Here is a 25,992-nt window from a genome sequence, read left to right as displayed (position 1 = left end):
TTATGAATCTGGCTATTGTTTTTTAGTTTCAACCTAAATTTTAATTGCTCGTGAAGAAAAATTTTATGTTCGTCTCCTGTTTACTCTTTATCAGTACTGCACCTTTGATTGCCCAAGATACCATTGATAACGATGCTCAACCAATCCAAACTTCGGCAACTGAACTCAAAAGTCATACAGCATACATTCTTGATAACGCTGATTATTCTGAAACAGATAGACTGACAGGTAATCATTCAAACTATAACATTTCTGCTGAAAGAAAGCGAATACAAATGGTTGTGAAAGCAGAGTATAATACGTATGGATACAATACTTACAGAATTGCGGATAATGAGAGGTTGTTTCACAAATCAGCGTTGTCGAACATGTCTTTGGGTGCTGGTTTGATATGGGAACCAAAAGGATTTAATCGAAAGCTAGGGATAGAGGTTGATGCAGCTTTTGCGAGCTACCAAGAACTTGCACAAATGAATGCTGGATTTTTACCTGCAAGAAACGTAACAGCCCTAAGTTTTGCTCTTTTACCTCAATATGTATTTTACCAAAATGAGGCAGAAACGGTTGCTTTATTTATACAAGCTGGTCCAACTTATGAAAAAGTAATAAGTGACAGTACTCCTATGAACACATTTGTTCACTATGATGATATAATTGGATACAAAGTGGGTTTAGGAACCAGATTTGGCAGATTATTCACCAGTATAAACTTTTCTCAAAACGATTCAGGAAGAACATCATGGAGTAATTTTATAAAAGCTAGCATCACAAAAGTAGGTCTGTCGTTGGGATATAATTTGAGTAAGTAATAAAAACAAAAAAGCGAGCGTTTCGAAAAACACTCGCTTTTTTGTTGAAACTATGAAATCTTACAATTCTCTAATCCAAACATTTCTGAAACTTACTGCATTTCCGTGGTCTTGCAATGAGATTGGTCCTTTTGGTCCATGTACAGGATTGGTTGGCTGACCGATATAGTTGGTTACACCCTGAATTTTAGTATGATTTTGTACGATAATACCGTTGTGGATTACGGTAACATAACCAGGCGTTTCGATACCGCCATTTACTGTAAAACGAGGCGCTGTATAGATAATATCGTAAGTATTCCAATCACCTTGTTTCGCGGTTGCATTTACCAATGGAGGTGTTTGCTTGTAAACCGAACCAGCTTGACCATTACGATACGTTCTGTTTTTGTATGAATTTAATACTTGTACTTCGTAAATTCCGTGGAAGAAAACACCGCTATTGCCACGTCCTTGACTTTTTACATTCTCTGGCTCTTCAGGAGAACGCCATTCGATATGTAATTGGCAATCACCAAAATGCTTTTTAGTAGAGATATTTCCAGTACCTTTAACTACTGTAAATACGCCATCTTTCACCTCCCATTTAGCAGCACTACCGTCTTTGATAGACTCCCACTGATCAAGATTTTTGCCATCAAATAGCACAATAGCATCTGAAGGAATAGCTCCTGGGGTTACAACGCGAACTTCTGGGTCCCAATATTCAGTAGCGTCTGGCTTTTCAGGATTTTTTTCTACAAATCGGAAATCCTGTGCTTGAACTTTTAAGCCCAAAAGACAAACTGCGGCACTTAAAATTACCTTCTTCTTGATTTTCATTGGAAAAATTGTTTAAGTTTAAATTTTAATCTACAGTAAAACAATTCGACTGCTTTGAGTGTATCCAAATAAGACGTTTTGTCCTACTGTAATTCGGGAATAGTTATTGATTATAAAAATAGTTTTAAGTTTACTGAAATAAACTGTCTGTAAATTTAACAGCAAACTTGAATAAATATGAAAAATGCCCAAATTAATTGGATTAAATTCTATATCCTATCAGGGTTTATACTTATCTCTCATACTTTTTTTGGACAAAATACAGCTTTTCGCTATCTTGATGTAAATACCTTATGTAAAGACAAACGTGTATTGGCACTCCGAAACGAGCTGCCACAAGGTTGGAGATTTAAGACGAATGGATCAAATTTTTATATCGAACGTGTCGATGATGTATATTTGCCAAAAGAGGCGCTAAAAAGTGTAGAAATGGAGGCTCAGCCTGTTGAAAAATATGTAAACGGGAAAAAAATGCTACTTTTCAAAACCAAAGCATACTTTTTGATGAGTGTTGAGAAAAAATTGCCAACCAAACTCAATACCAAACAAAAGTCTATCATGAAAGCTATTTATGAGTCTGACTATTATACTTTTTTCCTCTGGCAAAAACATGGTTATTCGTATTCAAAAGCCATTTTGCCACAAAGTTTGTACGACGAATTTAGAGAGGTAGAAAAACTGTTGGCCGACTATTGGCTTTCCAGATAAGTGTTATCAGTATTTTGCTGATAAGCGATAACAATCATCGTTATTTTGGCTGCTGGTCTACCGCCAAAAGCCCAAGCTAAACTAACACATCTTTTTAACCCTAATACATTTACAATACAACATGAGACCAAAAATTGCAAAAAAAGCACCAGGAGAAAGATTAGTAAAGCGTATGCCATTGCGTACCAAATGGATTTTGTGCGCCGCTGCTGGTATTTTATTATTTGGATTTGGACTTTCTGTAGTAGCTACCGCTGCATTCAAAAAAGGCATGAATGAGGCCTTTTATATATGGTTTTTGCTAGGCTTGTACGGATTAATCTTGACAAGTTTGGGATTGGTATGCCTTGGACAGGCTGTTCGTTTTAGATTGTTGATGGATATTAACAAGAAAATGAATAAGCAGGAAAAAGAACTAGCAAAGCAAATTAAGAAATTGAACCACTTGGGTGAGGTACTTAGAAATAAGGAAGATAAAAAGGTGGAAAAGAAAGAGGATAAAAAGGATGATAGAAAAGGGAAACCCAATCAGAGAAAAGTAAACGAAAAACCAAAGGTAGAAAAACAAGAAAACCCCGCCACTACCGACGAGGTTTAAATCTCTTAGAAGAAATTTCGAAAATTACTTCGCAGCCTTCGCAGCAAATTCAGCTTTGATAGCTTCGATATCAATCAACTTGATTTCTGGCTTCAAACGCAAACGCTTAATTGCTTCGACTTTGTTTGTAGCTATAGCCTTATTTCTTCTGTCTTTTCTTTTTAGTCTTGTAACGGCCATTGTAAACAGATTTTTTGTTTGAGGTGCAAAATTACAGAATTAAACATTCTTATCCAACACAATATTGGATATTCCTTTGAGAAATACCCTGAAATATAGAGATTTTCGGATATTAAAACCCTTTAGGCTTCCAAAAACCTAAAGGGTTTGTTATTTTTGCAGACATTTTAAATAACGAGTAGGAAATCCATAAATCAAGTTTGAATCTCAAAAATGCTTAAATACGTTGCGATTCAGCGCTTTTATATTCGTTTTGCCCTCAAAAGCACCTACTTTTTAAGAGTTAATCAAATTACTAATTCAGAATCATGAGTAGCAAACCATCATTAGCAAGAGGAACTAGAGATTTTGGCCCAGAGAAAATGGTCAAAAGAAATTATATTTTTGACACAATCAAGGCCGTTTTTCAAAGATTTGGCTTCCAACCATTGGAAACTCCATCGATGGAAAATCTCTCGGTTTTGATGGGTAAATATGGAGATGAAGGTGACCAACTTTTGTTTAAAATCTTGAATTCTGGAAACTTTTCTGAGAAAATCTCACAAACAGATTTGGATGAAGGGTATAAAAAACTAACGACCAAAATTTCAGAAAAAGGCTTGCGCTATGACTTGACTGTACCATTTGCAAGGTATGTTGTGATGAATCGTAACGAATTGCCTCTTCCTTTCAAAAGATACCAAATCCAACCAGTTTGGCGTGCGGATCGTCCTCAAAAAGGGCGTTATCGTGAATTTTATCAATGCGACGCCGACGTAGTAGGCACGGATTCTTTGATTTGTGAAGCCGAAATCGTGATGATGATTCAGGAAGTAATGCAAAGTTTGAATATCAACTTTAACCTGAAAATCAATAACCGTAAAATTCTTTCTGGTTTGTCCGAAGCTATTGGTGCTGCTGGACAAGAGGCTGCTTTAGCTGTAGCGATTGATAAATTAGATAAAATTGGTCAGGAAAAAGTAATGGAAGAGTTGGCGGAAAGAGGTTTCTCAGAGGAGGCTTTGGCTAATTTAACCCCTGTTTTCTCTATCACAGGTTCTAACCAAGAAAAGTTTACGAGGTTGGAGGAATTACTTCAAACTTCGGAAGTTGGTAAAAAAGGTATTGAAGAGCTTCGTGAAATGTGGAATTACATGACAGCCTTTGGCGTGACCGATGAAAATATTGAATTGGACATTACGCTTGCACGTGGTTTGTCGTACTACACTGGCGCTATTTTCGAAGTAAAGGCTTTGGATGTTCAAATTGGCTCTATCACAGGAGGTGGTCGTTATGACAACCTAACAGGAACGTTTGGAGTACCAGGTTTGTCGGGAGTGGGTATTTCATTTGGAGTTGATCGTATTTATGATGTTTTGGAAGAATTGAATTTATTCCCTAATAACCAAGCAGTAACGACCAAATTATTATTCTGTCACTTTGGAAAAGAGGAGCAAAACTATACCTTGCCATTGCTTCGTGCTGCTCGTGAAAGAGGTATTAATGCAGAGGTTTTTCCAGACAATTCCAAAATCAAAAAACAATTGGATTACGCAGACCGTAAGAAGATTCCTTTTGTCGTAATTATTGGTTCTGATGAATTACAATCAGGTTTGTTGACTCTGAAAGACATGACTTCTGGGGAGCAGTTCAAACTTTCGATTGACGATATTTTTGCAAAAATTAACGAATAACTGATTACATCAATATAAATGAAGAACCCCACCGACGAAAGTTAGTGGGGCTTTTTTATGGGTAACTCCCAAAGTTATTTGATGTACAGATTGCCTAAATCAGCTTTGCTTCCTAAAAAAACATTAAAATCTACAGTTCCTTTGATACCCTCAACCCAGCCATTTTTGTTATGTTGCCAAAACCAAAGATTAGATCCATATCCCTTGAGTGTCTCGTTAGAATAATCCGCAATCCATAGTGGGTAATCATCATAATTACCTTTGATAAACTTCTTATAAAAATTAGGATTGGTATAAATGATGGGCTTAGTGCCATAATGGTTTTCGACCATATTGAGCCACACGCCAATTTCTCTAATAATTTGCTCGTCAGATTTCAAGGAGTTTTGTTCGATATCCAAAACAGGAGCAAAGTCTCCTTTCTCGAGTTTTACTGAATTGATAAAGTTTTTTGCTTGCCCTACTGGTTCGCGCCAAGCAATGTAAAAGTGATAGGCACCACGTCGCATACCAAATTTGCGTGCATGCTCCCAGTTACGATCAAACTGGCGGTCGGCGTGTGTAATACCTTCGGTAGCTTTCAAAAAGGCAAACTCTATTTTTCTGTTATCTTCAAAACGCATCTTTTCGACTTTCTTCCAGTTAATTTCACCATTGTGGTGAGATACATCAATACCATGTACTTCGTATCGTAAAGGCATTGAAATGCCTACTTTCGAGACATTTTCCCAACCATTAGGATTAGGTCTGAAAAGCATCACAATAGCATAGATTCCCCAAATGATTAAGGAAACAATAGCTAGGAAAATCGTGAGAAGTATGGCAATTTTTGTATTGCGTGGTAAAGCGAAATATCTTTTCAGTAATAGTTGAATCATATTGCAAAAATATAAAATTCGTAGTAAACTATTTCTGAACTACTTGCGCTTTTGGTAGAAGATTTTGACAGAAAATACAAACATGAGTCTTCTCTGATTTCGGAATAGGGGTTATTCTCTAACTATTCATCAAAAAAGCGTTCGAAAATTGTTTTTCGAACGCTTTTTTGATATGCAATATGACTCATTCTTAGACGCAAAGCATTGCGTCTCTACAGCTTAAAATAATCACTCTTTCCCTCAATCTCAATTCACTCGATTAGAATTCGAAGTCAAACATAACATAAGACAACCTATTTGTTAGGTTGTGGTGTTGTACGCAAATATGGTTTAACTACTGTGAATCCTTTAGGGAATTTCTCAGCAGCATCTTCTGTTTTTACCGCAGGCGTAATAATTACATCCTCACCGTCTTTCCAGTCTGCTGGAGTCGCTACTTGATAGTTGGCAGTCAACTGCAAAGAATCAATCACACGAAGCAATTCTTGGAAGTTACGACCAGTAGAAGCTGGGTAAGTAAGCGTTAATTTGATTTTTTTATCTGGACCGATAATAAACACCGAGCGAACTGTAGCTTTTTCAGAAGCATTTGGGTGAATCATATCGTACAAAGTAGCAACGTTACGGCTTTCGTCAGCAATGATAGGAAAATTAACTGACACACCATTTACCTCTTCAATATCTGGAATCCAACGTTGGTGAGAGTCCAAATCATCTACCGAAACTGCAATAACTTTTACGCCTTTTTTCTCAAATTCACCTTTCAAAAGCGCTGTTTTACCTAACTCTGTAGTACAAACAGGAGTAAAATCAGCTGGGTGACTGAACAATAAAGCCCATGAATCGCCAATCCACTCGTGGAAATTGATTGTGCCTTGCGTTGTTTCTGCCGTAAAGTCTGGGGCAATGTCTCCTAATCTTAATGACATAATAATATTTGTTTTAGGTTTATACTCTGGGTACTCTAATTAGTCTATAAACTTACAAGATTATATTTGTTTTAGTTCCAGTTTTGAAGAAAACTTTATGAATCTTGATAAAAATCAACTTTTTTCGAAAAGATTTAGCCGAATATACAAAGATTAGGTCTATTTTTTATTATTTTAATGATAAATGTCCACTTTGATACCTTTAAATATCATCCAAAAAACACTCTTACTATGAAGTATCATTTTGCTAAATTAATGAATTATGAAGTTTGGGCAAACGAACAAGTTATCCAAGCCTTACAATCACTTGATAGACCAGATACACGCTCACTAGAACTATTATCGCATATTTTGGCTGCTCATTTGACATGGTATAATCGTGCTAGAGAAGTTCGAGCGTATATTCCTTTATGGGAAACTAAGGATTTTTCGGAATGTGTAATTATGTTGAGAAATATTACTCAAAGATGGCAAGAACTCATAGATCAGAGTGAAGAATTGACCTTTGGGAGGACCGTATCCTATACTAATAGCAAGGACGAAACACATTTTTCTAGTTTATATGAAATACTTACACATTTGATGCTTCATTCTGGCTATCACCGTGGGCAATTGGTGAGTCATTTGAAGGGCAAAATGCAGGAACTACCTGTCACTGATTTTATTGTTTTTGCCAGAGAAGAGACCAGAAAGTAAAGTAGCGATTGATACATATAAAGCTCCGTAGCGACGATAGAAAACAAATTTAGTATAATTCTATCGTCGCTACGGAGCTTTTGACTTAGCTCATAATTTCGCATTTATACCTAAACAGCAGGTTTTTCGATAACGAAGTTATGATTAGTATAAATACAAATATCTGCCGCAATGGTTAATCCTTCTCTAACCATTTCTTCAGCTGTTAGATGAGGAGCATGTTTTTTCAATGCCAAAGCTGCTGAAAGGGCATAGTTACTTCCTGAACCAATCGCAGCAATACCATTTTCTGGTTCTAGGACATCGCCTGTACCTGAAATAATCAAAGCCTCCTCTTTATCAGCTACAATCATCATGGCTTCTAATCTGCGCAAATAGCGGTCGGTACGCCAGTCTTTTGCTAATTCAATACTAGCACGCTTCATATTCCCACCAAAAGCATTGAGTTTTTCTTCAAATCTTTCCAAAAGGGTAAATGCATCGGCAGTAGAACCAGCGAAACCTGTCACAATTTTACCATTCAACAGTTTTCGGATTTTACGAACATGGTTTTTGGCTACGGTGCTTCCCATGGTTGCTTGTCCATCTGCTCCGATGGCTACCTCGCCATTGTGCACAATCGCCAAGACGGTGGTTGATCTAATTTTTTCCATCTATTTTCAAGAATAAAATGTTTGTCGGTAAAGAAAAGAAAGACGTTAAGTCCTCTATAAAACACAAAAGATGAAAGACGCTTCCCATCTTTTGGATAAGAAGTATCTTTCATCTTTTGATGGTTCAAATACTTGGATTACACCAATAATTTGATTGGATCTTCAAGCAATTGCTTGAATGTTTGCAAGAATGCAGCACCAGTTGCGCCATCCACAGTACGGTGGTCACAAGTTAATGTTACTTTCATTACGTTAGTAGCATAGAACTGTCCGTTTTTCACACCAACTGTTTCTTTGATACCACCTACAGCCAAGATACAAGATTCTGGTTGGTTGATGATAGAAGTAAACTCATCGATACCGAACATACCTAAGTTACTTACTGTAAATGTATTGCCTTCCCAATCTTTTGGTTGCAATTGTTTATTTTTAGCCTTACCACCCAAATCCTTCGCTTCAGCAGAGATTTGTGATAATGACTTTGTGTTAGCAAAACGAATTACTGGAACCAACAAACCGTCTTCAACTGCTACCGCCATACCAATATGTACGTGGTGGTTGATACGGATTTTGTCGCCCAACCAGTAAGAGTTTACTTTCGGGTGTTTAGTCAATGCAGCAGCTACAGCTTTGATTACCATATCGTTGAACGAGATTTTCACAGGAGAGAATTCGTTCATTGAAGTACGAGCAGCCATAGCTTTGTCCATATTGATTTCCATCGTTAGATAGAACTCAGGAGCAGAGAATTTAGACTCAGACAAACGACGTGCTATTGTTTTACGCATTTGGTTTACTGAGAACTCCTCATAGCTTTCTTGACCCAAGATAGTTGCAGGAGCTGCTGCTGCCGCTGGTTTAGCCGCTGGAGCAGCCTTAGGAGCAGGTACATAATTGTCGATATCAGTTTTTACGATACGACCGTTTTCTCCTGAACCTTTTACCTCGTTTAAGTTGATACCTTTATCTTTCGCCAAAGCTTTTGCTAGAGGAGAAGCTTTCACACGGCCATCAGCAGAAGTTACAGTTGCTTCAGCTACAGGCGCTGCTGCTGGTGCAGGAGCTGCCGCAGGAGTAGCAGTTGCCACTGGCGCAGGCGCAGGTGTTGCTGCTGGTGCAGGAGCTGCTGGAGCAGAACCCGCTGATAACAATGCTTGATAGTTGGCACCAGGCTCACCAATCACAGCGATAACGTCATCTACTGCAACTGTTTTACCTTCTTCGATACCAATGTACAACAAGGTACAAGGAGAATATTTAGAAATATCAATGAAGTTATCAAGGTCAAACTCCATTGTAGCTTTGTCAGTTTCAACTTCTGCCAAAAGAGCTTCGCCAGGTTTGATTACATCCCCAACTTTACGAAGCCATGTTACAAGTGTACCTTCTGTCATGGTATCACTCATTTTTGGCATACCAATGATTTCTGCTTTGATACCTGACGTATCAACCGCAGGAGCTGCTGGAGCAGCAGGAGCCGCCGCAGGAGCTTCAGCAACAGGTGCAGGAGCTGCCGCCGCAGGAGCACCACTCAAGAGATGCTCGTATGCTTCGCCATTTTCACCGATGATAGCAATGATGCTATCGATAGGTACAGCTTTACCTTTTTCTAAGCCAATGTATAAAAGTCTACAATCTTTAAAATTGCTCAAGTCCATTCTCTCATCCAAATCAAGCTCCATTGTCGCTTTATCTGTTTCGATTTCAGCCAAAAGACCGTCGCCTGGCTTGAGGACGTCGCCAACTTTCTTGAGCCACTCTGCCACAACACCTTCAGTCATGGTGTCGCTCATTTTGGGCATCGTAATAATTTCTGCCATGATTCTTAGTTATAGGAAATTTATGGTCGAAGCAACTTGCGTTGCATCAATCTTTAATTAAAGGGATTGAAAATACCGTTTTAAAGTAATTCACAAATATAAAACAAGCATTAAAGCTAGACAACACATTTGTATTAGTCAATAACCACTAATCAAATCTTTTTTCTGGCGGTACCCTGTTTCATTTCAGACGCCAAAAATAAGAGTAAAGGATTTGTTTCAAAAGTTATCTTTGAAAAATATAATTTTGTCCTCTATTAATCCTGATAGTTTTTACTCAAACTTTCTATAATTAAATTTAGAAAAGTTAATTTTGCAATCCCAACGGGAAGTATCATTGTTAAAAGAAGTTTCCTTTGTTTTTTTACCCTGTTTTTGTAACGATTCTAATCACAATTTGTTTGGATTACTCCGTGATTTCTCTTGCTAGTTACATCAATCATGGTGTTTATCTTATAATACAGACTATCGGTAAAAGTGGTTCCGTAACTTAGCTCAGAATATTCTATCATAGTGTTAGCATTTCTGAGGAAGTATCCACCAACAATCTCTTTATGTACGAAGTTATTTACAACAAAACATATATTTCTTTAAGCCTCTGTTTGATTGCATGGCTGGCATTTAGGTTCAGACCACAAATCGAATCATTTTTTGACCGTGTAGGCAAAACTGTTTCTTTTTCCTTGTTAGCTATTGTATTTAGGATACTTCCGTTTTTGGTCGTATATCTATATTTCAGTTTTGATGCTCAGTCTGATGTGCAGATTTTTTGGCACTCGGCACAGAAGGCAAAAGACTTAGGTATTGTTTACCGAGACTTCCCTTCATTGTACTCGCCACTGTTTGCTTATATTACCGCTATTCCGCTAGTTTTCTGGGACACAGCTAGAGCCTTAACGCTATTAATGATTATCGTTGAGCTCTTGATTTTGCTTCTAACGATGAAGACATACCGCAATGGTTTATCTAATGGGCAAGTTTTGTTTAAATCTTTGATTTATTTGTGTTTTCCTGCACCTTTTATATTTTGTGTTATTGGTGGACAAGAAGATATCTGGATGTGGGGATTTGCTTGTTTGATGGTTTGGGTATGGTTAAAAGGTAAATCAGACTTTGTGTTGGGAGTGATTGTGGCGTTAGGATTAATCGTTACAAAAGCATTTTTTGTGCTTTTTGTACCTCCCATTTTTCTAAAACTGAGTAATCGCTGGAATTTTATTTTGGGAATGGCGGCTTTAGGAATCCCTACATTAGCTTTCTTGTATTTGCATGGAGGCACTGCTTTTTTGATGCCAATCCAACTCGCACAAGAGCCAATGTGTCCTAATGTTTGGTCGATAACTTATCCGATATTCGGCGAATTAATCGCCAAATTTAATATTAGAATTTTAAACTGGATTGGACTTTTTGTGATTGTCGGGGTTTCGTCTTGGCAGGCAGTCAAATTCAAAAATCTTGAATTAAAACAATTTGTACCTTTTGTTTGGCTCGGTATTTTTGGCGTAATGATGATATTTCAAATAGGAGCGTACTCAAATTATATTTTTATCTATGCCATGCCAATGCTTTTTGGATTGGTCAATTTTGAAGATAAAAAGTTTTTTGTCTATTCTTTTATCATTCAAACGGCAGCCGTTTTACAACCTTCTCTTTGGTTTAGAATTGGAAAACCGTTTTATAATTGGTTTTATTTCCTACAAATCAAGTTTGTCATTGAGTATATTTTCCAGTTGATTATTTTCTTTGGAGTGATTTATTGGATGAAGTATGCATATAAGGAGATGAAGAAATTATAAGGTCTAAAACCAACATGAGTCATTCCTAATTTAGTGATTTATCGATTGAATGAGTGATTATTTTAAAATTTGTATTCTGGCAGTAGAGACACAATGATTGCGTCTTAAGCTGAGCAAATCTAGCATAGTAGCATCAAAAAAGCGGTCGAAAAATATTTTCCGACCGCTTTTTTGATGAAAACTTGGATGATAACCCCAATCTTAAAATTCGGGATGACTCATGTTTGTTGTTAGACCTGATTTAAGCTATGCAATTAGCTATGGATATTCGACAAAAGTGTTTCCATCATTTCATCAGAAATATTCCTAAACTTTTACTATTTCCATGGTTTCGAGATATACCAGATATCCTTCTACTTCGGTATATCCCATGGCTTGATATATTTTCTGATAGTCTTTGACTTGGTATTTGTGGCTATTACTTTTTGAACCTGTTTTATAGTCCAGAATTACGATTTTTGAGCCCATTTTGATTACTCTATCTGGGCGTAATGGCGACTGATTGGGTCTTAGAATTTCTCTTTCATTTCTGATAAAACGTTCTGGAACTTCAAAAAACGGACTGATTTCTGGCAAATCAATGATTTTTTGAATGGTTACTTTTAACTCTTCTTGCTCATTTTCGACTATTAATCCTTCACGCTGTAAATCTGCCAAAGCGCTGTCTATATCCTTCTTAGTTTTTATTTTGGCAAAAGCTGCGTGAACTTTATTTCCGTAATCTTTACTTTTTTCGAAAGTTTCTAAGTCGAATAGTCTTTCCGCCGATTGTTTTAGCTGAATCGTCTGACTACGTTCTGAAGTAACGATTTCTTGAATAATCATCGTAGGAGCAATCTTCTCTTTTTCGGGTTTTAAGACCTTTGGTAACCCTTCGTATAGTACCTTCGTAAAGGGTTCTTCAGGAGGTATTCCTTCGCCATCTACAAAGCGGAGCAATAAGCCACCGATAGTCTTATTGAGATTTCTACTATCTCTTTTGACCACCATGTATAGCCTATCCTTAGGACGAGTAAGCGCTACGTAGAGCATATTTAAACTCTCAAGAAACGTTTCTTCTTTCTCAGCACGATATTCTTCTACCAAATGCGTATTTTCTAACTCCTTGACCATTTTGAGCGGTGCTGTTGTCAGGGCTTTGGTAATATTCTCTTCGGCTTGTTCGACGATTAATTCTTCAAAAAGTCCTTCGTCTTCTAACCCAAACCAACGAGAAGAATTAAGTCCTGTGTCAATCGACCAATGACAATAAGGAATAATGACCACAGGAAACTCCAAACCTTTAGATTTATGTACACTCGTTACCGTAACTGCATTTTGCCCCGCTGGAGACATAATCGAAAGGCTTTCTTTTTTGTTTTCCCAATAATTGATAAAATCGGTCAAGTGAGTACTTTTCATGTGCTGAAACTCAATGACAACATCCAAGAATCGGAAAATAAAGTCAAGTTCTTTGTCATGTTTGAAAAGCTCGAAAGTCTGTAATAACTTTTCGGCAATTTCGTACAAACTCATTTGCTGTAGGGCAGTGGGAACAAGGCTTTTATCAATTAAATCAAAAAACTTCAAGATGTCACGACTCTCGATGGTTTCTTTGATAATCTTGTTTTCTTGGGTATTAGGAACTTTGTGCAAAACCACTCGATAGTACAAATACACGGCTTCATATTTGGCAAGGGCATTATCTGGATTTTGTACTACTTTCATAATCGCCATGATTAAATTGACGGCGTCTGAAGCGGCTAAACTCAAAGAATCGGAAGAAATTACATCGATATTTCGTTCCTTCAGTGCATTAGCGATGATCTTAGAATCCTTATTTCTACGACACAAAACGGCTACATCTTTGAGCTTGTATCCAATGGCAAGTACTTCTTCCAGAATTTGCTCAACTTTTTCAATCATCAAGCGGTCAGTTTCTTTTCCTATGATAAAATCAACCTGTACATGCCCACCCTCCAAAGGTTTTGCAGGTACTTTTTGCGCAAAATATTCGTCATAAACCCTCGGCAAACTTGGTGCTATTGCCAAATACTCAGGGTCAACTTTGATGGCTTCAAATAAAGCGTTGTTAAAGCTGATGACTTCTGCCGAGCTTCGGTAATTGGTATTCAAATTTTCGGGCTTGATATAGGGACGAATACTCTCATAGCGTTCTACCAAAAAGGTATCGTCGGCAATAGGTTTGGTCAAATCATCAATTTGCTTTTTGTGCAGGTTGACAATCAAACCCATTTCGCCGCCCCTGAATCGATAAATAGATTGTTTGGCGTCACCCACAGCCAAGTTAAAGTGCCCGCTGGCAAGGGCGTTTTCTATCAAAGGCAAAAAGTTATGCCATTGTAGGGTAGAAGTATCCTGAAATTCATCTATCAAAATATGATTATATCGTTCGCCCAAACGCTCGTAAATGAATGGAATAGGTTCATTGACGACAATTTCAAGGATTTTACGGTTAAATTCCGAAATATGGATTTGTCCCGATTCGTCCTGAATAGCAGCGATTTCTTTTTTCAACTGGCTCAACAAAGCGAGTTTTTTGATTTGCTTTAAGATTTCTCGATAAAGCAAAAATCTTGGTTTTAAACGCTTTTGCGCCTCTAATAGAAAGTTTCCTGTATCAGTTAGCGTATCGGCAATACCCATGATAGTGGCAGCGATAGGTTTGGTTGTACTTTTGGCATGCCAAGTATTGTCGGACAAAGCATTCAAAAATCGAGCGCCAGGTTCTTTAAAAATATCAGCACCGTTTGCCAATTGAATAAAATATCCAAACGGACCAGACTTTTTGAATGGAAAATCATCTACCGTCAAATCATTTTCGTTGGCAGTTTCAAGCGCAATAGCCACGATTTCTTTGATATGTTTTTCGACACCTTGATTAAAATCCTTGAGTTGCTGTTCAATTTTTAGAAAATCCAGAGGCTCTAGTGCGCCTAATTTTTCAATATGTTCTTGAAATTGGTCATTCAATAAATCTCGACCAAAATTGGCAATCTCATCATTGATACCATTCCACGAACGACCATCGGTAGCTTTGTCTAAGGCAAAACTTTTGATAGCCTCGGTAATTTGCTCGTAGGTTTCGGTATTGGTTTTTTGTAACAATTGCTCAACAGCAGCATCTAATAGCACTTCAGAATCGAGGTTTACCTCAAAATTGAACGGAAAACCTAATTCTTCTGTAAAGGCACTTACCACTCGCTGAACAAAGGAGTCGATCGTCGAAACCGAAAAGTTAGCATATTCGTGTATGATATGCTTGAAAGTAGCGGAGGCACGGGCACGTAAGGTAACGTCGTCTATCTCGATACCCTCTTGTTGTAATTCTTCTAAAATCTGATTAAAAAGTCCTTGTTCTGTCGCTTGTTCTTGCGGATCGTTACTTGAAAAAATACGGAGATATTTCAAGATACGCTCTTTCATTTCGCCCGCTGCTTTGTTAGTAAATGTTACTGCCAATATATGGTTGAAGTACCAAGGAGATTTGGAACGAAGCGCTAGTTTGATGTATTCCTTTGCTAAAGTGTAGGTTTTCCCCGAACCTGCCGAGGAAGAATATATTTTAAAATATGTTTCGTGCTGTGATGCACTCAAAAAATCCGTCATAAGTTTTGCTGTTAAAGCTGAGGAGGTACATTTTGGAGATACAAATTTAGAGAAATATTTAGGCTATTTTTCTAAAACGAAAACTGAAAAAATATTCAGATTTTAAAGGTATTTTTAGGATAAAATCAAAAAGCTCCTTTTATCCTAACCGCCTACCATTCTTCACAAAAGCAGTATAACGAGTCTGACTTCCCTCCAAATTTAGCATGTGAACCACTGCTAATCAGCGGTTTGATACTTTCACATAACATATATACTTCAATGTTAGCATCCTATTCTACGTATGTGGTGATTTTGATACCCATACTTTGCCTCATTTTTTACAAATTCATTTTCCGTTTATTGGGTATTATCATTGTTCCAGAAGACCGTATTGGTCTAGTAACCAAGAAGTTTGTCTTATTTGGCGATAAAAAATCTTTGCCCGAAGGCAGGATTTTTGCCACCGAAGGAGAGGCTGGCTTTCAAGCAAAACCATTAGCGCCAGGGATTTATTTTTGGCTTTGGATTTGGCAGTACGATGTCGTATTACAACCCCTTACCGTAGTGCCAACAGGTAAAATTGGGTTGGTTTTGGCACGTGATGGTAAAGAATTAGAAACAGGCAGTATTTTAGCTCGCAAGGTCGAATGCGATGGTTTTCAAGATGCTGAAGCATTTTTGAAAATTGGTGGTCGAAAAGGTCGACAGACTGCCGTAATCACAGCGGGTTCTTACCGCATAAACACGCTTTTATTTGAAATAGAAATTACAGACATCACCGAAATTCAGGAGAATATGGTGGGAATTATCACCACAATGGATGGTGCGTCGATTCCTGTCGGACAAATTTCGGGTAAGCCTATCGATGGGCATAATAACTTTCAAGATGCTGACCAGTTTTTGAATGCTGGAGGTAATAAAGGTTTGCAACAGCAAGTAATCCTAGCGGGTTCGTATAACCTTAATCCGTGGTTTGCCCGTGTCGAAGAAATCCACATGACCGAGATTCCGATTGGACACGTTGGGGTTGTGATTTCGTATGTAGGCGAAGACGGCGTAGATATAAGCGGAACCGAGTTTAAGCATGGCAATATTGTGGAAAAAGGTTTCAAAGGAGTTTGGAACGAACCTCTTGGACCAGGTAAATATCCCTTGAATACCTATGTGCAAAAAATCGAATTGGTGCCAACGACCAACTTGGTATTAAACTGGGCGAGTGCCCGTTCTGAATCCCATCAGTTGGATAAAAACCTTTCGACGATTACAGTGCGTTCTAAAGATGGTTTCCCATTTAATTTGGATGTTTCGCAAATCATTCATATTCCTAATTATGAAGCACCCAAAGTAATTGCTCGTTTTGGTAATATGAACAACTTGGTTAGTCAGGTGCTAGAACCAACGATTGGTAACTATTTCAGAAATTCAGCACAGGATTCAGATGTAATTTCGTTCTTGGGCTCTCGTGCCGAACGCCAAGATACTGCACGTAAGTATATTGCCGAAGTACTCAATCAATACAATGTAAATGCCGTAGATACGCTGATCGGGGATATCGTTCCGCCAGAATCTTTGATGAAAACATTGACCGATCGTAAGTTAGCTGAAGAACAAAAAGTAACTTATGATACCCAAAAAATGGCGCAAGAAACCCGTCAGGCATTAGAGAAAGAAACGGCGATTGCGGATATTCAGAAAGATATTGTAAAAGCCGACCAAGGTGTAGTTATTGCCGAAAGGGTTGCAGATGCTGCTGTGAAAAAGGCACAAGGGGAAGCTCAAAGTTTGAAACTACAAGCTGGTGCAGAGGCGGAAAGAGTAAAACTTCAAGCCAGTGCCGAGTCGGAGAGAGTTAAATTGTTGGCAACTGCTGAAGCTGAAAAAATTAGCAAAACAGGTAATGCTGAGGCTGAGAAAATTCTGGCTATTGGTAAAGCCGAAGCAGAGTCGTATCAGTTACAAGTATCAGCTATGGGTGGCGATAATTTCACACAATTAAAAATCACAGAAAGTATCGGTAAAGAAAAAATTAAAGTTATGCCTGATATTTTGATAACAGGTGGAAACAACGAACAAGGGGGTCCTTTAAGTGGACTTTTAGGGTTGAAATTGATGGAAGAGATGACTAAAAAACAAAAGAATGAAGAAAATCCTGCTGAATAATTTTCAGAAATAAAAACTATGAAACTAAAAACACCGACTGGCAATTTTGCGGTCGGTGTTTCATACACACAACATAAGTGGTATTTTGTTGTCTCTAATTGATATAGCATTACATTTGAATGCTAAACCAAATTTATTCTGCTTTCAGATTGATTACAATACTAATTATTAGGTATATTTCAAAAAACTAGCATGAAACGTTTGTTTGATACTTTTTCCTGTTTTTCAATTGGAAAAAATAAAGAAGGAAGCTGCTGAAAGAAATCTGGATACTTGTCTGTTTCGCAATAATCCCCTAATTTGCTCTTTAACAGAATACCTACTTACCTCCATTTTCTATGCAGACACTCATTACAAACGATGCCATTGTTTTTGGTTTACTTATTGGAATTATTGCTTTTACCTTTTATACCTCAAGTATTAAGTCTTCTTTTTGGCAAAAGTTTTATCAAATTATTCCCAGTATTTTGGTTTGCTATTTTGTGCCAGGTTTACTCAATTCGTTTCATATTATCTCTGGAGAAGAATCTAAATTATATGCTGTAGCTTCGAAATTTCTGTTGCCAGCCTGTTTAGTCTATTTTACCATAAGTATCGATTTTCAGGCACTTAAAAAACTAGGTCCTAAAGCTTTAATTGTGTTTTTGGCGGGTTCCTTGGGTGTGATGGTCGGTGGCCCTGTTTCAATTTGGGTAGTCAAAACGATATGGCCAGAAGTACTAGCAGGAGACGTATGGCGAGGATTAGCCACCATTGCAGGCAGTTGGATAGGAGGAAGTGCCAATCAGACAGCATTGAAGGAAGTTTTTCAACCTAGTCCAGAGGTCTTTTCTCAGGCAATTGCCGTTGATGTGATTACTGCTGAATTGTGGCTAGCAGTATTGCTATTTGGGGTAGCTCGTAGTGCCAAATTAGACAAATGGCTTGGCGCAGATACGTCAGCAGTGGAGGAAGTAAAGCAAAAAATGGAGGCAGAGGCAGCCAATCAACAACAAAGTTTGAGCGTGAAAGACTTGATGATGGTTTTGTTTGTGGGCTTTGGAACTACAGCAGTTGCACATGCCTGTGCTGACATGATTGTACCGTTTATCGAAACGCATTATCCTGATTTAAAGAAATTCAGTCTTACTTCTTCATCATTTTGGGTGATTTCTTTGGTTACGCTGTTTGGACTGGGATTATCACAAACTAAAGCTCGTCAGATAGAACGTATGGGAGCATCACAATTTGGGTCGCTTTTTTTGTATATCCTCATCGCCACTATCGGTATGCAGATGAACGTTGTTTCGGCGTTAGACAAACCTCAGCTATTTCTGATTGGACTTATTTGGATGTTTTTTCATGCAAGCTTTACTTTATTGGCGGCTTATCTGGTCAAAGCTCCCTTCTTTTTCACGGCTGTGGGCTCTCAGGCTAACGTAGGTGGTGCAGCTTCGGCGTCGGTAGTAGCTGCGGCTTTTCATCCTTCTTTGGCTTCGGTAGGTGTTTTGCTGGCAATATTAGGTTATGCCTTGGGCACGTATTGTGGTTACCTCACAGGTTTGATGATGCAATGGGTGAATAATTTAGTGATTTAGTGATTTTTGAATGGTGAATTAGTGAACTGTGAATTAGAAGTGTACGAAGGATTTTATTTTGTTCACAAGTATTTTTATCGATAGCATTTTTGTAGTAGTGGCAACCCTTGTGGTTGCCATGTTGAGTTGGGCAATCGGAAAAGTTGCCAACTGCAATTTTATTTAAAAAACAAAATTTAAACCTTCGTACGGTACTAATGGTACGTTAATAATTGATTGTCTTGGACTTAAGTTTAAGTTTTGTTGGTAAAATTGTGTGATGAAGTGTGCTTATTAGTAGATTATAGAGACCTATTGCCATCCGCCTATAGCCGACTAAATCTAAAAGAAAAGGGTTCTAGCCGAAGCTGGAACCCTTTGTTATTTGGAAAAAATCGTAAAAAATCTTGAAATGTTGAGGAGTGAAACATGGATTCGTAAAAAGCTTTTGAAAATACTCTCTCTTATACGACCACAAACCACTCTTTACTCTAGTAGGTACAATTACCTCTGTTCCTCAAATAAGAAACGATCGAATTCCTCATTACCTCGTCGATATATTCTAGGCACAAATCCTTTGTACCCATACGACCTGTTGTTTTCCAACCTGCTGGAACATCGTTTTCCGCAGGAATGATGGTATGAATATGACCATCACAAATCACCTGATAGATTGTTTCTTGTTTCATTGCAGCACTTATTTACGTAAAGTGATTAGAATGCGAATTATAAATATAACAAAAAAATCAAGAAAAAATTACATAAGTAGCAAAAAAACTATTAAATAATTATCAATAAATGGTTAAAATATATTTTGTAGATAGGTATTGAAGTGAAGAGCTTTGATTTTTGTATATAATTGAGAAAATTATTCCATAAACATTTGACAGTCAATGCTAACAGAAGAAGTGTAATATGTCTGTATCATTCCAGAATTTTGACGATATGACCATGGTTTTGGACAATTCTGTTCTTATTTTACACCTAATAAAAATTACCAAAGCTAAAAAACTATTTTTTTCGGTATCTTATAACTGGTTTTCGTACTTTTGTCCAACAATTCCTTTTTATAAATTTAAAGACTAATCATGCTTAAATCTGTCCCGTTCAACCAAACTGTCGCCTTTCAACATTTAACAAAATTAAAAGCTGAAGTCGAACAAACACCTCTTAAAGAACTTTTCACAGCCGATTCAGAGCGTTTCGAGAAATACTCAATCCGTTTTGAAGACATTTTAGTTGATTATTCTAAAAACCTTATCAACGAAAAAACAAAAGCAGCTTTGATTGCTTTGGCGAACGAATGTGAATTGGATGATGCCATCGAACGTATGTTCACAGGAGATTTGATTAACAAAACAGAAAACCGTGCTGTATTGCACGTAGCGCTACGCAATCGCTCAAATACGCCTATCGCAGTTGGTGGTGAAGATGTGATGCCAGCGGTAAATGCTGTTTTGGATAAAATGAAAGACTTTTCTGAAAAAGTTATTTCAGGTGCTTGGAAAGGTTATTCAGATCAAGCTATTACCGACGTTGTAAATATCGGTATCGGTGGTTCGGATTTAGGTCCTGTAATGGTAACAGAGGCGTTGAAACCATACAAAAATCACCTTAATTTACACTTTGTATCTAACGTAGATGGTACTCATATTGCAGAGGTTTTAAAGAAAGTTAATCCAGAAACTACCTTGTTTTTGATTGCTTCTAAAACTTTTACAACACAAGAAACTATGGCCAATGCACACTCTGCTCGTGATTGGTTTGTAGCAAATGGAGGTTCGCTAGAGGCTGTTGCCAAGCATTTCGTAGCCATTTCAACTAATGAAAAAGAAGTAGTTAAATTCGGTATCGACTCTGCCAATATGTTTGGGTTCTGGGACTGGGTTGGTGGTCGCTACTCTTTGTGGTCGGCTATTGGTTTATCGATTGTCCTTTCTATTGGTTTCGAAAACTTTATTGAATTGTTAGAAGGTGCTCACGCCATGGATAAGCACTTCAGAACTACAGATTTCAACGAAAATATCCCCGTGATTTTGGCATTGGTAGGTATTTGGTATAATAATTTCTTCGATGCTGATTCTCATGCTTTGTTGCCTTATGATCAATATATGCACCGTTTTGCAGCCTATTTCCAACAAGGAGATATGGAGTCGAATGGTAAATATGTAGGTCGTGACGGAAAAGCCGTAGACTACCAAACAGGTCCAATTATCTGGGGTGAGCCAGGAACAAACGGTCAGCACGCTTTCTATCAATTGATTCACCAAGGTACAAAATTGATTCCTTGTGATTTCTTGGCGCCTGCACAATCTCAAAATGTGATTGGCAATCACCACCAATTATTGTTGTCGAACTTCTTTGCGCAAACTGAAGCATTGATGAACGGCAAAACGTATGAAGAAGTCGTAGCAGAATTTGAGAAAGCAGGTAAATCTGCTGAGGAAATTGCTGAACTAGCACCATTCAAAGTTTTCCAAGGAAACAGACCAACTAACTCTATCTTGTTCAAAAAATTGACTCCACGCACTTTGGGTAGCTTGGTAGCAATGTACGAGCACAAAATCTTTGTACAAGGAGTTATTTGGAATATCTTCAGCTACGACCAATGGGGCGTAGAATTAGGTAAGCAGTTGGCGAACAAAATTTTGCCAGAATTAGCTTCGGAAGATAGCATTACCTCGCACGACTCTTCAACTAATGGTTTGATTAACGCATACAAAGCTTGGAGATAGTGATTTAGTGATTGCGCGAGTTGTGATTTAGTGATTGATTTTTTACGAGTAGAGACGCAATGTTTGCGTCTAAGGATATATCAACTGGAATTATAGCTTCAAAAAAGGCGGTCGAAATTTGTTTTTGACCGCCTTTTTTGATTGATTATTGTTAAAACTAAATTTTAGTAATTGAAGAGTGATAGTCCAAGATAAATTCTCCAATTTGTTATTTGTAACTTGCAAATGCTAGGGCACTGCATAGTGTCTATTCGTTTTGTTCTATTAACTGATACCTTCCTTTCACTCAAACCCCAAAAACAATTATGAAATATCTTCTCAACTTATTTTTATTATTATCATCAATAAAGGGTTTTTCTCAAGCTGAAACTTTTGAGAAAAGAACCTTTACTGATAAAGAAGGGCATATATTGCCATACAGAATTTTATTTCCAGAGAATTACGATGCCTCAAAAAAATATCCTATCGTATTAGTTTTACATGGTGCAGGCGAGCGTGGCAACGATAATGAAAAGCAGTTGACACATGGTTCTAAATTATTTTTGAGTCCAGAAAATCGCCAGAAATTTCCTGCCATTGTTATTTTTCCACAATGTCCTACAGATAGTTATTGGGCTTCTGTTAAAATTGATAGAAGTAAGTCTCCATTAGATATTGATTTTACCTATAACGAACAACCTAACTGGCCTTTAGCTGCCGCAGTAGATTTGGTAAAACAAATCAGTAAAACTGAAAAAGTAGACAAAAATCGTATCTATATCATGGGCTTGTCGATGGGCGGCATGGGAACATTTGAGGCAATTGCTCGCAATCCAAAATTATTTGCCGCAGCCGTGCCAATTTGTGGAGGAGCCAATCTGACTTGGGCCAAAAAATATGCTCAAACTGTTCCTGTATGGATTTTTCATGGCGATGCTGATGGTGTCGTAAAAGTTGGCTATTCAAGAGATATGTATGCGGCTTTGCGTGCCTTGGAAGCCAAAGAAGTGAAATATACCGAATACCCTAATGTTAATCATAATAGCTGGGATAACGCATTTGCTGAACCAAATCTATTATCTTGGTTGTTTGAGCATAAGAAATAATTTGCTTGTCTGAAATGCTCAATACGACAAGGCTTATGTTATATGATTTTAATTCACTTATTATGAGAATAATTTTTTCGATTCTATTCCTTGTATCGTTAGTTGCACCATCATTTGGACAAAATGACTCATTGGCGCATCAAAAAATCTATTTTGTAAAACCCAAAATTGAGTTAACCGCAGGCATTGGATTGACAGTGGCATCTTTTTTTGGTTTTCGTCAATTAGATAAGGTAGCGAATTTATCAAAAGAGGATATATTAAAACTAAATCCCAATGATTTGAATAGTTTTGATAGACCGATTGCGTTTAAAAATCCTGCCAATTTTGCCTCTGCCGAGAAGAATTCTGACTTGTTCTTGAATCTTTCGCTGGTAAGTCCAGCGCTATTGATGCTTGATAAAAATATCCGAAAAGATTGGGTCGATTTACTGAGTATGTATATGATGAGCCATGCTGTAGATAATGCTCTGTATTTCGGTGCGGCGTATTCTATTCGTCGACCACGCCCCTTGACTTACAATCCTAATTTGACTGCGGAGGAAAAAATGGGAGATGGAAGAAGTAACTCGTTTTTTAGTGGACACGTTTCATTTAGCTCAACAGCGACTTTTTTCTTGGCAAAGGTTTATACTGATTATCATCAAATAAAAGGTTTGAAACGAATAGGCCTATTTACACTTGCTGCCATTCCGCCAGCCTTGGTGGGCTATTACCGAACAGAAGCTGGTAAGCATTTTAAATCAGATGTGATTACAGGTTTTGTATCAGGGGCTATTTGTGGCATTCTCGTTCCTGAATTTCATAAACGATTACAACAAAAGAAAAACTTGACTTTTCAACCTATCTATTCTCCTCAATTTGGTGGCGTTGCTGCTACGTTGGCGTTTTAGTGGTGAGTTGTGAATGGTGAATTTGTGCTGTACGAAGGATTTCTAACTATTTCAGATTTGGGATTTCTGATTTCGGAAATATAAAAATATACTTTTATTTTTTATAAAAAATAGAAGCTTACTCTTCCGAAATCCAACATCCGATATCCGAAATAAACAGTTTTATAATCCTTCGTATAACCCTAATGATGAATTAGGGACTTGTCCTTGACTAAAAATTCAGGGCAACCTATTTTAGGCAAGGACAACTCATCACTCAAAACTCACAACTCATCACTCCATTCAGTTTCCATCAGGTTTGATTACTGAGACCAAAGGACTTACAGGAAAATTCCATGTGTTCAAATCATCAGGTTGAGCTGGATTATAGGCTTTAAAATCTTTGTTGAGATACTTTTCTATCCCTAAATGATTAGATTTGATTCCTTCTACGATACATTTTGCCAACTGGTATGCCCCATAATTGCTGAAGTGCGTATCGTCATGAATCGCTTTTTCTTGATTCGGAAAACTATTAGCCTCATAATGAACAAAAGCCTTTTTTGAGTTTTCTACACCGAGTGTTTCCCAAAGTGTTTTACTCATATTATTTAAATCAATTAAGGCTACATTTTCGTCTTTGGCTACCTGACGCATAGCTTCAGGGAAATCTTCAAGCGTATTAATGATTTTACCATTTTCATCAAATCTACGGCGATGCATCGAGGTAACTAGTACAGGAGTAGCCCCTTTTTCACGCGTTTTTTTGATGAAACTAATCAAATATTCTTTGTAGGTAGTTTGAGATTTGAGTCCAGAGCCTGGTTTTTGGTCATTGTGTGCAAATTCAATAAAGAAATAATCTCCCTTTTTGATTTGACTCATGACTTTTTCAAAACGTTTTTCAGAAGTAAAACTTTTAATAGTTTCGCCAGATTCGGCATGGTTGGCAAATACGACTTTTCCTGCTTGGAAAAAACTTGGAATCATTTGTCCCCAAGCGGCAAAAGGCTCAATAGCTTGATCTACAACGGTGGAGTTTCCTGCCAAAAATACAGTTGGGATTTTACTCGAGGCAGGCGTAATTTCTACGGCACACACTTTGGGGGATTTTCCCGTAAATTCGAGCGTCAGTTGGTGATCCCAGTGCAGATATTCCTTTTCTCGAGGTTTGAGTTTTACGCTAGAAGAATCAGAAATTTCGGGATAACGGACGTTTACTGTAAAGTTTTTAGTGACAAATTTTCCCTTCTCGGTCTCTACTTTTTCTAGCATCAATCGGCGACATTCGGCTTTGACACTTGTGGAAGAAGTCCCTTCGGCATCGCCCAAGATTACTTTGACATCATAATTTCCCTCAGGAATATCAACCGTAAAGAAAAAGGAAGTATTGCTGGTGCAGAAATCGGAGGTAAGTGCATCTTTAGAAGCTCGATTTTCGGATGAGATTTTAGCGTTGGGCATAAACCCAAAACCTTTAGCCTTTGAATAATAGTCGCTTGGACTTACAGCTTGATAGCCTTTGGCAACAGCGCCAGTGCCAAAATCAAACTTAAATGAATTTTTTACTTGTGAAAAAGCAGTCAAGTTTACTGCTGTTAACAGGCAGAGTGATAAAACGGATTTTTGTGAAAACATTTGTTTTGTTGTTAGTTAATTGCCTCGGAATAAACACTTTGTTTTCAACAGTTGATGGAATTGATATTTTGTAGGGGATATATTGTTTTATTTTCATAAAGCAGGAATGCGTAATAATTTACTGGTAATCTTTTTTGAATTTTAAAAAGGGTGACATCATTATTCAATATCTTTATCTTCCAAAAAACACAACTGTTCAAGCCATGTCCAATCATCCGTTAATCATACATATAACTAAGCACGTTAATTTGACAGAAGCACAGATAGCGATTGTGTTAAGTCGTTTTCAATTACAAACTTTTGCTAAAAAAGAACATTTGTTAAAAGAGGGTAATATCTGCAAGAATATATTTTTTGTGACGAAAGGCTGTTTGAGATTGTATTTTATAAATGAAAAAGGACAGGAGCAAACCATTCAATTTGCCCTCGAAACGTGGTGGATGACCGACCTGATGGCCTTCGAAAAATCTGGAGAATCGGGTTTTAGCATACAAGCACTCGAAAAAGTGGAGGTGATGGTAATTACTCATGAGAGTTTGGAAAAACTCCTGTTGGAAATACCTCAATTGGAAAGGTATTTCAGAAAAGTCTACCAACGAGCGTATTCAGCTTCTTTGCTTCGAGTCAAATACCTTTACACGATGCCGAAAGAAGTTTTTTATGAACATTTTACTTCTTTATATCCTGAGTTTGTTCAGCGGATTCCGCAGAAAGTATTGGCATCATTTCTGGGTTTTTCACCAGAGTATTTGAGTGAACTTCGCAAGAAAAAAACCTTAGAAAAAAAGTAGCA

At 37.6% G+C, this 25,992-nt stretch carries 21 protein-coding genes; 12 read left to right on the top strand and 9 right to left on the bottom strand.

What is annotated here, in order from left to right; genetic code table 11:
- Positions 1-50 precede the first annotated feature (50 nt).
- Positions 51-809, top strand: coding sequence for a hypothetical protein (locus GVN22_RS18055; protein ID WP_166552408.1), 759 nt, complete (start codon positions 51-53; stop codon positions 807-809).
- Between the two features lie 60 nt (positions 810-869).
- Here the strand turns inward: GVN22_RS18055 and GVN22_RS18050 are convergent, their stop codons facing one another.
- The gene (locus GVN22_RS18050; RefSeq protein WP_166552407.1) at positions 870-1,631 is read right to left on the bottom strand and encodes a DUF1080 domain-containing protein; all 762 of its coding nucleotides are present in this window, start codon (positions 1,629-1,631) and stop codon (positions 870-872) included.
- Positions 1,632-1,808: 177 nt separating this feature from the next.
- Between GVN22_RS18050 and GVN22_RS18045 the strand changes: the two genes are divergently transcribed.
- Both GVN22_RS18045 and GVN22_RS18040 read left to right on the top strand, forming a co-directional pair.
- Positions 1,809-2,339 carry a hypothetical protein gene (locus tag GVN22_RS18045; protein WP_166552406.1) on the top strand — a complete coding sequence of 177 codons (531 nt, stop codon included), beginning with the start codon at positions 1,809-1,811 and terminating at the stop codon, positions 2,337-2,339.
- A gap of 121 nt (positions 2,340-2,460) precedes the next feature.
- Positions 2,461-2,937, top strand: coding sequence for a hypothetical protein (locus GVN22_RS18040; protein ID WP_166552405.1), 477 nt, complete (start codon positions 2,461-2,463; stop codon positions 2,935-2,937).
- Between the two features lie 24 nt (positions 2,938-2,961).
- Here the strand turns inward: GVN22_RS18040 and GVN22_RS18035 are convergent, their stop codons facing one another.
- The gene (locus GVN22_RS18035; RefSeq protein ID WP_166552404.1) at positions 2,962-3,117 is read right to left on the bottom strand and encodes a hypothetical protein; all 156 of its coding nucleotides are present in this window, start codon (positions 3,115-3,117) and stop codon (positions 2,962-2,964) included.
- Between the two features lie 308 nt (positions 3,118-3,425).
- Here GVN22_RS18035 and hisS point away from each other — a divergent pair, with 308 nt between their 5' ends.
- Positions 3,426-4,790, top strand: a complete 1,365-nt coding sequence (gene hisS / locus GVN22_RS18030; RefSeq protein ID WP_166552403.1) for a histidine--tRNA ligase — start codon at positions 3,426-3,428, stop codon at positions 4,788-4,790.
- Positions 4,791-4,864: 74 nt separating this feature from the next.
- Here the strand turns inward: hisS and GVN22_RS18025 are convergent, their stop codons facing one another.
- Positions 4,865-5,668, bottom strand: a complete 804-nt coding sequence (locus tag GVN22_RS18025; protein ID WP_205690947.1) for a glycoside hydrolase family 25 protein — start codon at positions 5,666-5,668, stop codon at positions 4,865-4,867.
- Positions 5,669-5,961: 293 nt separating this feature from the next.
- Complete coding sequence (locus GVN22_RS18020; protein WP_370520435.1) at positions 5,962-6,600, bottom strand: peroxiredoxin; 639 nt, start codon at positions 6,598-6,600, stop codon at positions 5,962-5,964.
- Between the two features lie 228 nt (positions 6,601-6,828).
- On the opposite strand from GVN22_RS18020, the gene GVN22_RS18015 reads away from it, so the two are divergent.
- On the top strand, positions 6,829-7,293 hold the full coding sequence (locus GVN22_RS18015; protein WP_166552401.1) for a DinB family protein: 465 nt from the start codon (positions 6,829-6,831) through the stop codon (positions 7,291-7,293).
- Between the two features lie 110 nt (positions 7,294-7,403).
- Here the strand turns inward: GVN22_RS18015 and hslV are convergent, their stop codons facing one another.
- The gene (gene hslV, locus GVN22_RS18010) at positions 7,404-7,946 is read right to left on the bottom strand and encodes an ATP-dependent protease subunit HslV (RefSeq protein WP_095162887.1); all 543 of its coding nucleotides are present in this window, start codon (positions 7,944-7,946) and stop codon (positions 7,404-7,406) included.
- A gap of 137 nt (positions 7,947-8,083) precedes the next feature.
- Positions 8,084-9,766, bottom strand: coding sequence for a 2-oxo acid dehydrogenase subunit E2 (locus GVN22_RS18005; protein ID WP_166552400.1), 1,683 nt, complete (start codon positions 9,764-9,766; stop codon positions 8,084-8,086).
- Between the two features lie 554 nt (positions 9,767-10,320).
- Between GVN22_RS18005 and GVN22_RS18000 the strand changes: the two genes are divergently transcribed.
- Positions 10,321-11,562 (top strand): hypothetical protein, encoded by a 1,242-nt coding sequence (locus tag GVN22_RS18000; protein ID WP_166552399.1) that lies wholly within the window; start codon positions 10,321-10,323, stop codon positions 11,560-11,562.
- 306 nt (positions 11,563-11,868) lie between these two features.
- Here the strand turns inward: GVN22_RS18000 and GVN22_RS17995 are convergent, their stop codons facing one another.
- The gene (locus GVN22_RS17995; protein WP_166552398.1) at positions 11,869-15,171 is read right to left on the bottom strand and encodes a UvrD-helicase domain-containing protein; all 3,303 of its coding nucleotides are present in this window, start codon (positions 15,169-15,171) and stop codon (positions 11,869-11,871) included.
- 261 nt (positions 15,172-15,432) lie between these two features.
- On the opposite strand from GVN22_RS17995, the gene GVN22_RS17990 reads away from it, so the two are divergent.
- Positions 15,433-17,313: an SPFH domain-containing protein gene (locus GVN22_RS17990; protein ID WP_166552397.1), complete on the top strand. Its 1,881-nt coding sequence runs from the start codon at positions 15,433-15,435 to the stop codon at positions 17,311-17,313.
- Positions 17,314-17,651: 338 nt separating this feature from the next.
- Positions 17,652-18,890 (top strand): DUF819 domain-containing protein, encoded by a 1,239-nt coding sequence (locus GVN22_RS17985; RefSeq protein ID WP_166552396.1) that lies wholly within the window; start codon positions 17,652-17,654, stop codon positions 18,888-18,890.
- A gap of 470 nt (positions 18,891-19,360) precedes the next feature.
- Here the strand turns inward: GVN22_RS17985 and GVN22_RS17980 are convergent, their stop codons facing one another.
- Positions 19,361-19,558, bottom strand: coding sequence for an MbtH family NRPS accessory protein (locus tag GVN22_RS17980; RefSeq protein WP_166552395.1), 198 nt, complete (start codon positions 19,556-19,558; stop codon positions 19,361-19,363).
- A 399-nt stretch (positions 19,559-19,957) separates the two neighbouring features.
- On the opposite strand from GVN22_RS17980, the gene pgi reads away from it, so the two are divergent.
- From pgi to GVN22_RS17965, 3 genes are all read left to right on the top strand, one after another.
- Positions 19,958-21,604 carry a glucose-6-phosphate isomerase gene (pgi, locus tag GVN22_RS17975; protein WP_166552394.1) on the top strand — a complete coding sequence of 549 codons (1,647 nt, stop codon included), beginning with the start codon at positions 19,958-19,960 and terminating at the stop codon, positions 21,602-21,604.
- A 305-nt stretch (positions 21,605-21,909) separates the two neighbouring features.
- Complete coding sequence (locus GVN22_RS17970) at positions 21,910-22,689, top strand: prolyl oligopeptidase family serine peptidase (protein ID WP_205690946.1); 780 nt, start codon at positions 21,910-21,912, stop codon at positions 22,687-22,689.
- A 62-nt stretch (positions 22,690-22,751) separates the two neighbouring features.
- Positions 22,752-23,582: a phosphatase PAP2 family protein gene (locus GVN22_RS17965; protein ID WP_166552393.1), complete on the top strand. Its 831-nt coding sequence runs from the start codon at positions 22,752-22,754 to the stop codon at positions 23,580-23,582.
- 282 nt (positions 23,583-23,864) lie between these two features.
- Here GVN22_RS17965 and GVN22_RS17960 read toward each other — a convergent pair whose 3' ends face one another.
- Positions 23,865-25,199 carry a rhamnogalacturonan acetylesterase gene (locus GVN22_RS17960; protein ID WP_166552392.1) on the bottom strand — a complete coding sequence of 445 codons (1,335 nt, stop codon included), beginning with the start codon at positions 25,197-25,199 and terminating at the stop codon, positions 23,865-23,867.
- A gap of 203 nt (positions 25,200-25,402) precedes the next feature.
- Between GVN22_RS17960 and GVN22_RS17955 the strand changes: the two genes are divergently transcribed.
- Positions 25,403-25,990 (top strand): Crp/Fnr family transcriptional regulator, encoded by a 588-nt coding sequence (locus GVN22_RS17955; RefSeq protein WP_166552391.1) that lies wholly within the window; start codon positions 25,403-25,405, stop codon positions 25,988-25,990.
- Positions 25,991-25,992: the final 2 nt, after the last annotated feature.

Source organism: Cellulophaga sp. BC115SP (assembly GCF_009905545.1).
Classification (GTDB): Bacteria; Bacteroidota; Bacteroidia; order Cytophagales; family Spirosomataceae; genus Flectobacillus; species Flectobacillus rivi.
This window is presented reverse-complemented; position numbering and strand designations above follow the sequence as displayed.

Bases quoted from the DNA above. Each gene is read 5' to 3' on its own strand.
- GVN22_RS17965 (WP_166552393.1), top strand. From the start codon at position 22,752: ATGAGAATAATTTTTTCGATTCTATTCCTTGTATCGTTAGTTGCACCA.
- GVN22_RS18050 (WP_166552407.1), bottom strand. From the start codon at position 1,631: ATGAAAATCAAGAAGAAGGTAATTTTAAGTGCCGCAGTTTGTCTTTTG.
- GVN22_RS18045 (WP_166552406.1), top strand. From the start codon at position 1,809: ATGAAAAATGCCCAAATTAATTGGATTAAATTCTATATCCTATCAGGG.
- GVN22_RS18005 (WP_166552400.1), bottom strand. From the start codon at position 9,766: ATGGCAGAAATTATTACGATGCCCAAAATGAGCGACACCATGACTGAA.
- GVN22_RS18015 (WP_166552401.1), top strand. From the start codon at position 6,829: ATGAAGTATCATTTTGCTAAATTAATGAATTATGAAGTTTGGGCAAAC.
- GVN22_RS18025 (WP_205690947.1), bottom strand. From the start codon at position 5,668: ATGATTCAACTATTACTGAAAAGATATTTCGCTTTACCACGCAATACA.
- GVN22_RS17985 (WP_166552396.1), top strand. From the start codon at position 17,652: ATGCAGACACTCATTACAAACGATGCCATTGTTTTTGGTTTACTTATT.
- GVN22_RS18035 (WP_166552404.1), bottom strand. From the start codon at position 3,117: ATGGCCGTTACAAGACTAAAAAGAAAAGACAGAAGAAATAAGGCTATA.
- hslV (WP_095162887.1), bottom strand. From the start codon at position 7,946: ATGGAAAAAATTAGATCAACCACCGTCTTGGCGATTGTGCACAATGGC.
- GVN22_RS17990 (WP_166552397.1), top strand. From the start codon at position 15,433: ATGTTAGCATCCTATTCTACGTATGTGGTGATTTTGATACCCATACTT.
- GVN22_RS18000 (WP_166552399.1), top strand. From the start codon at position 10,321: ATGTACGAAGTTATTTACAACAAAACATATATTTCTTTAAGCCTCTGT.
- GVN22_RS17960 (WP_166552392.1), bottom strand. From the start codon at position 25,199: ATGTTTTCACAAAAATCCGTTTTATCACTCTGCCTGTTAACAGCAGTA.
- GVN22_RS17980 (WP_166552395.1), bottom strand. From the start codon at position 19,558: ATGAAACAAGAAACAATCTATCAGGTGATTTGTGATGGTCATATTCAT.
- GVN22_RS17995 (WP_166552398.1), bottom strand. From the start codon at position 15,171: ATGACGGATTTTTTGAGTGCATCACAGCACGAAACATATTTTAAAATA.
- pgi (WP_166552394.1), top strand. From the start codon at position 19,958: ATGCTTAAATCTGTCCCGTTCAACCAAACTGTCGCCTTTCAACATTTA.
- hisS (WP_166552403.1), top strand. From the start codon at position 3,426: ATGAGTAGCAAACCATCATTAGCAAGAGGAACTAGAGATTTTGGCCCA.
- GVN22_RS17970 (WP_205690946.1), top strand. From the start codon at position 21,910: ATGAAATATCTTCTCAACTTATTTTTATTATTATCATCAATAAAGGGT.
- GVN22_RS17955 (WP_166552391.1), top strand. From the start codon at position 25,403: ATGTCCAATCATCCGTTAATCATACATATAACTAAGCACGTTAATTTG.
- GVN22_RS18040 (WP_166552405.1), top strand. From the start codon at position 2,461: ATGAGACCAAAAATTGCAAAAAAAGCACCAGGAGAAAGATTAGTAAAG.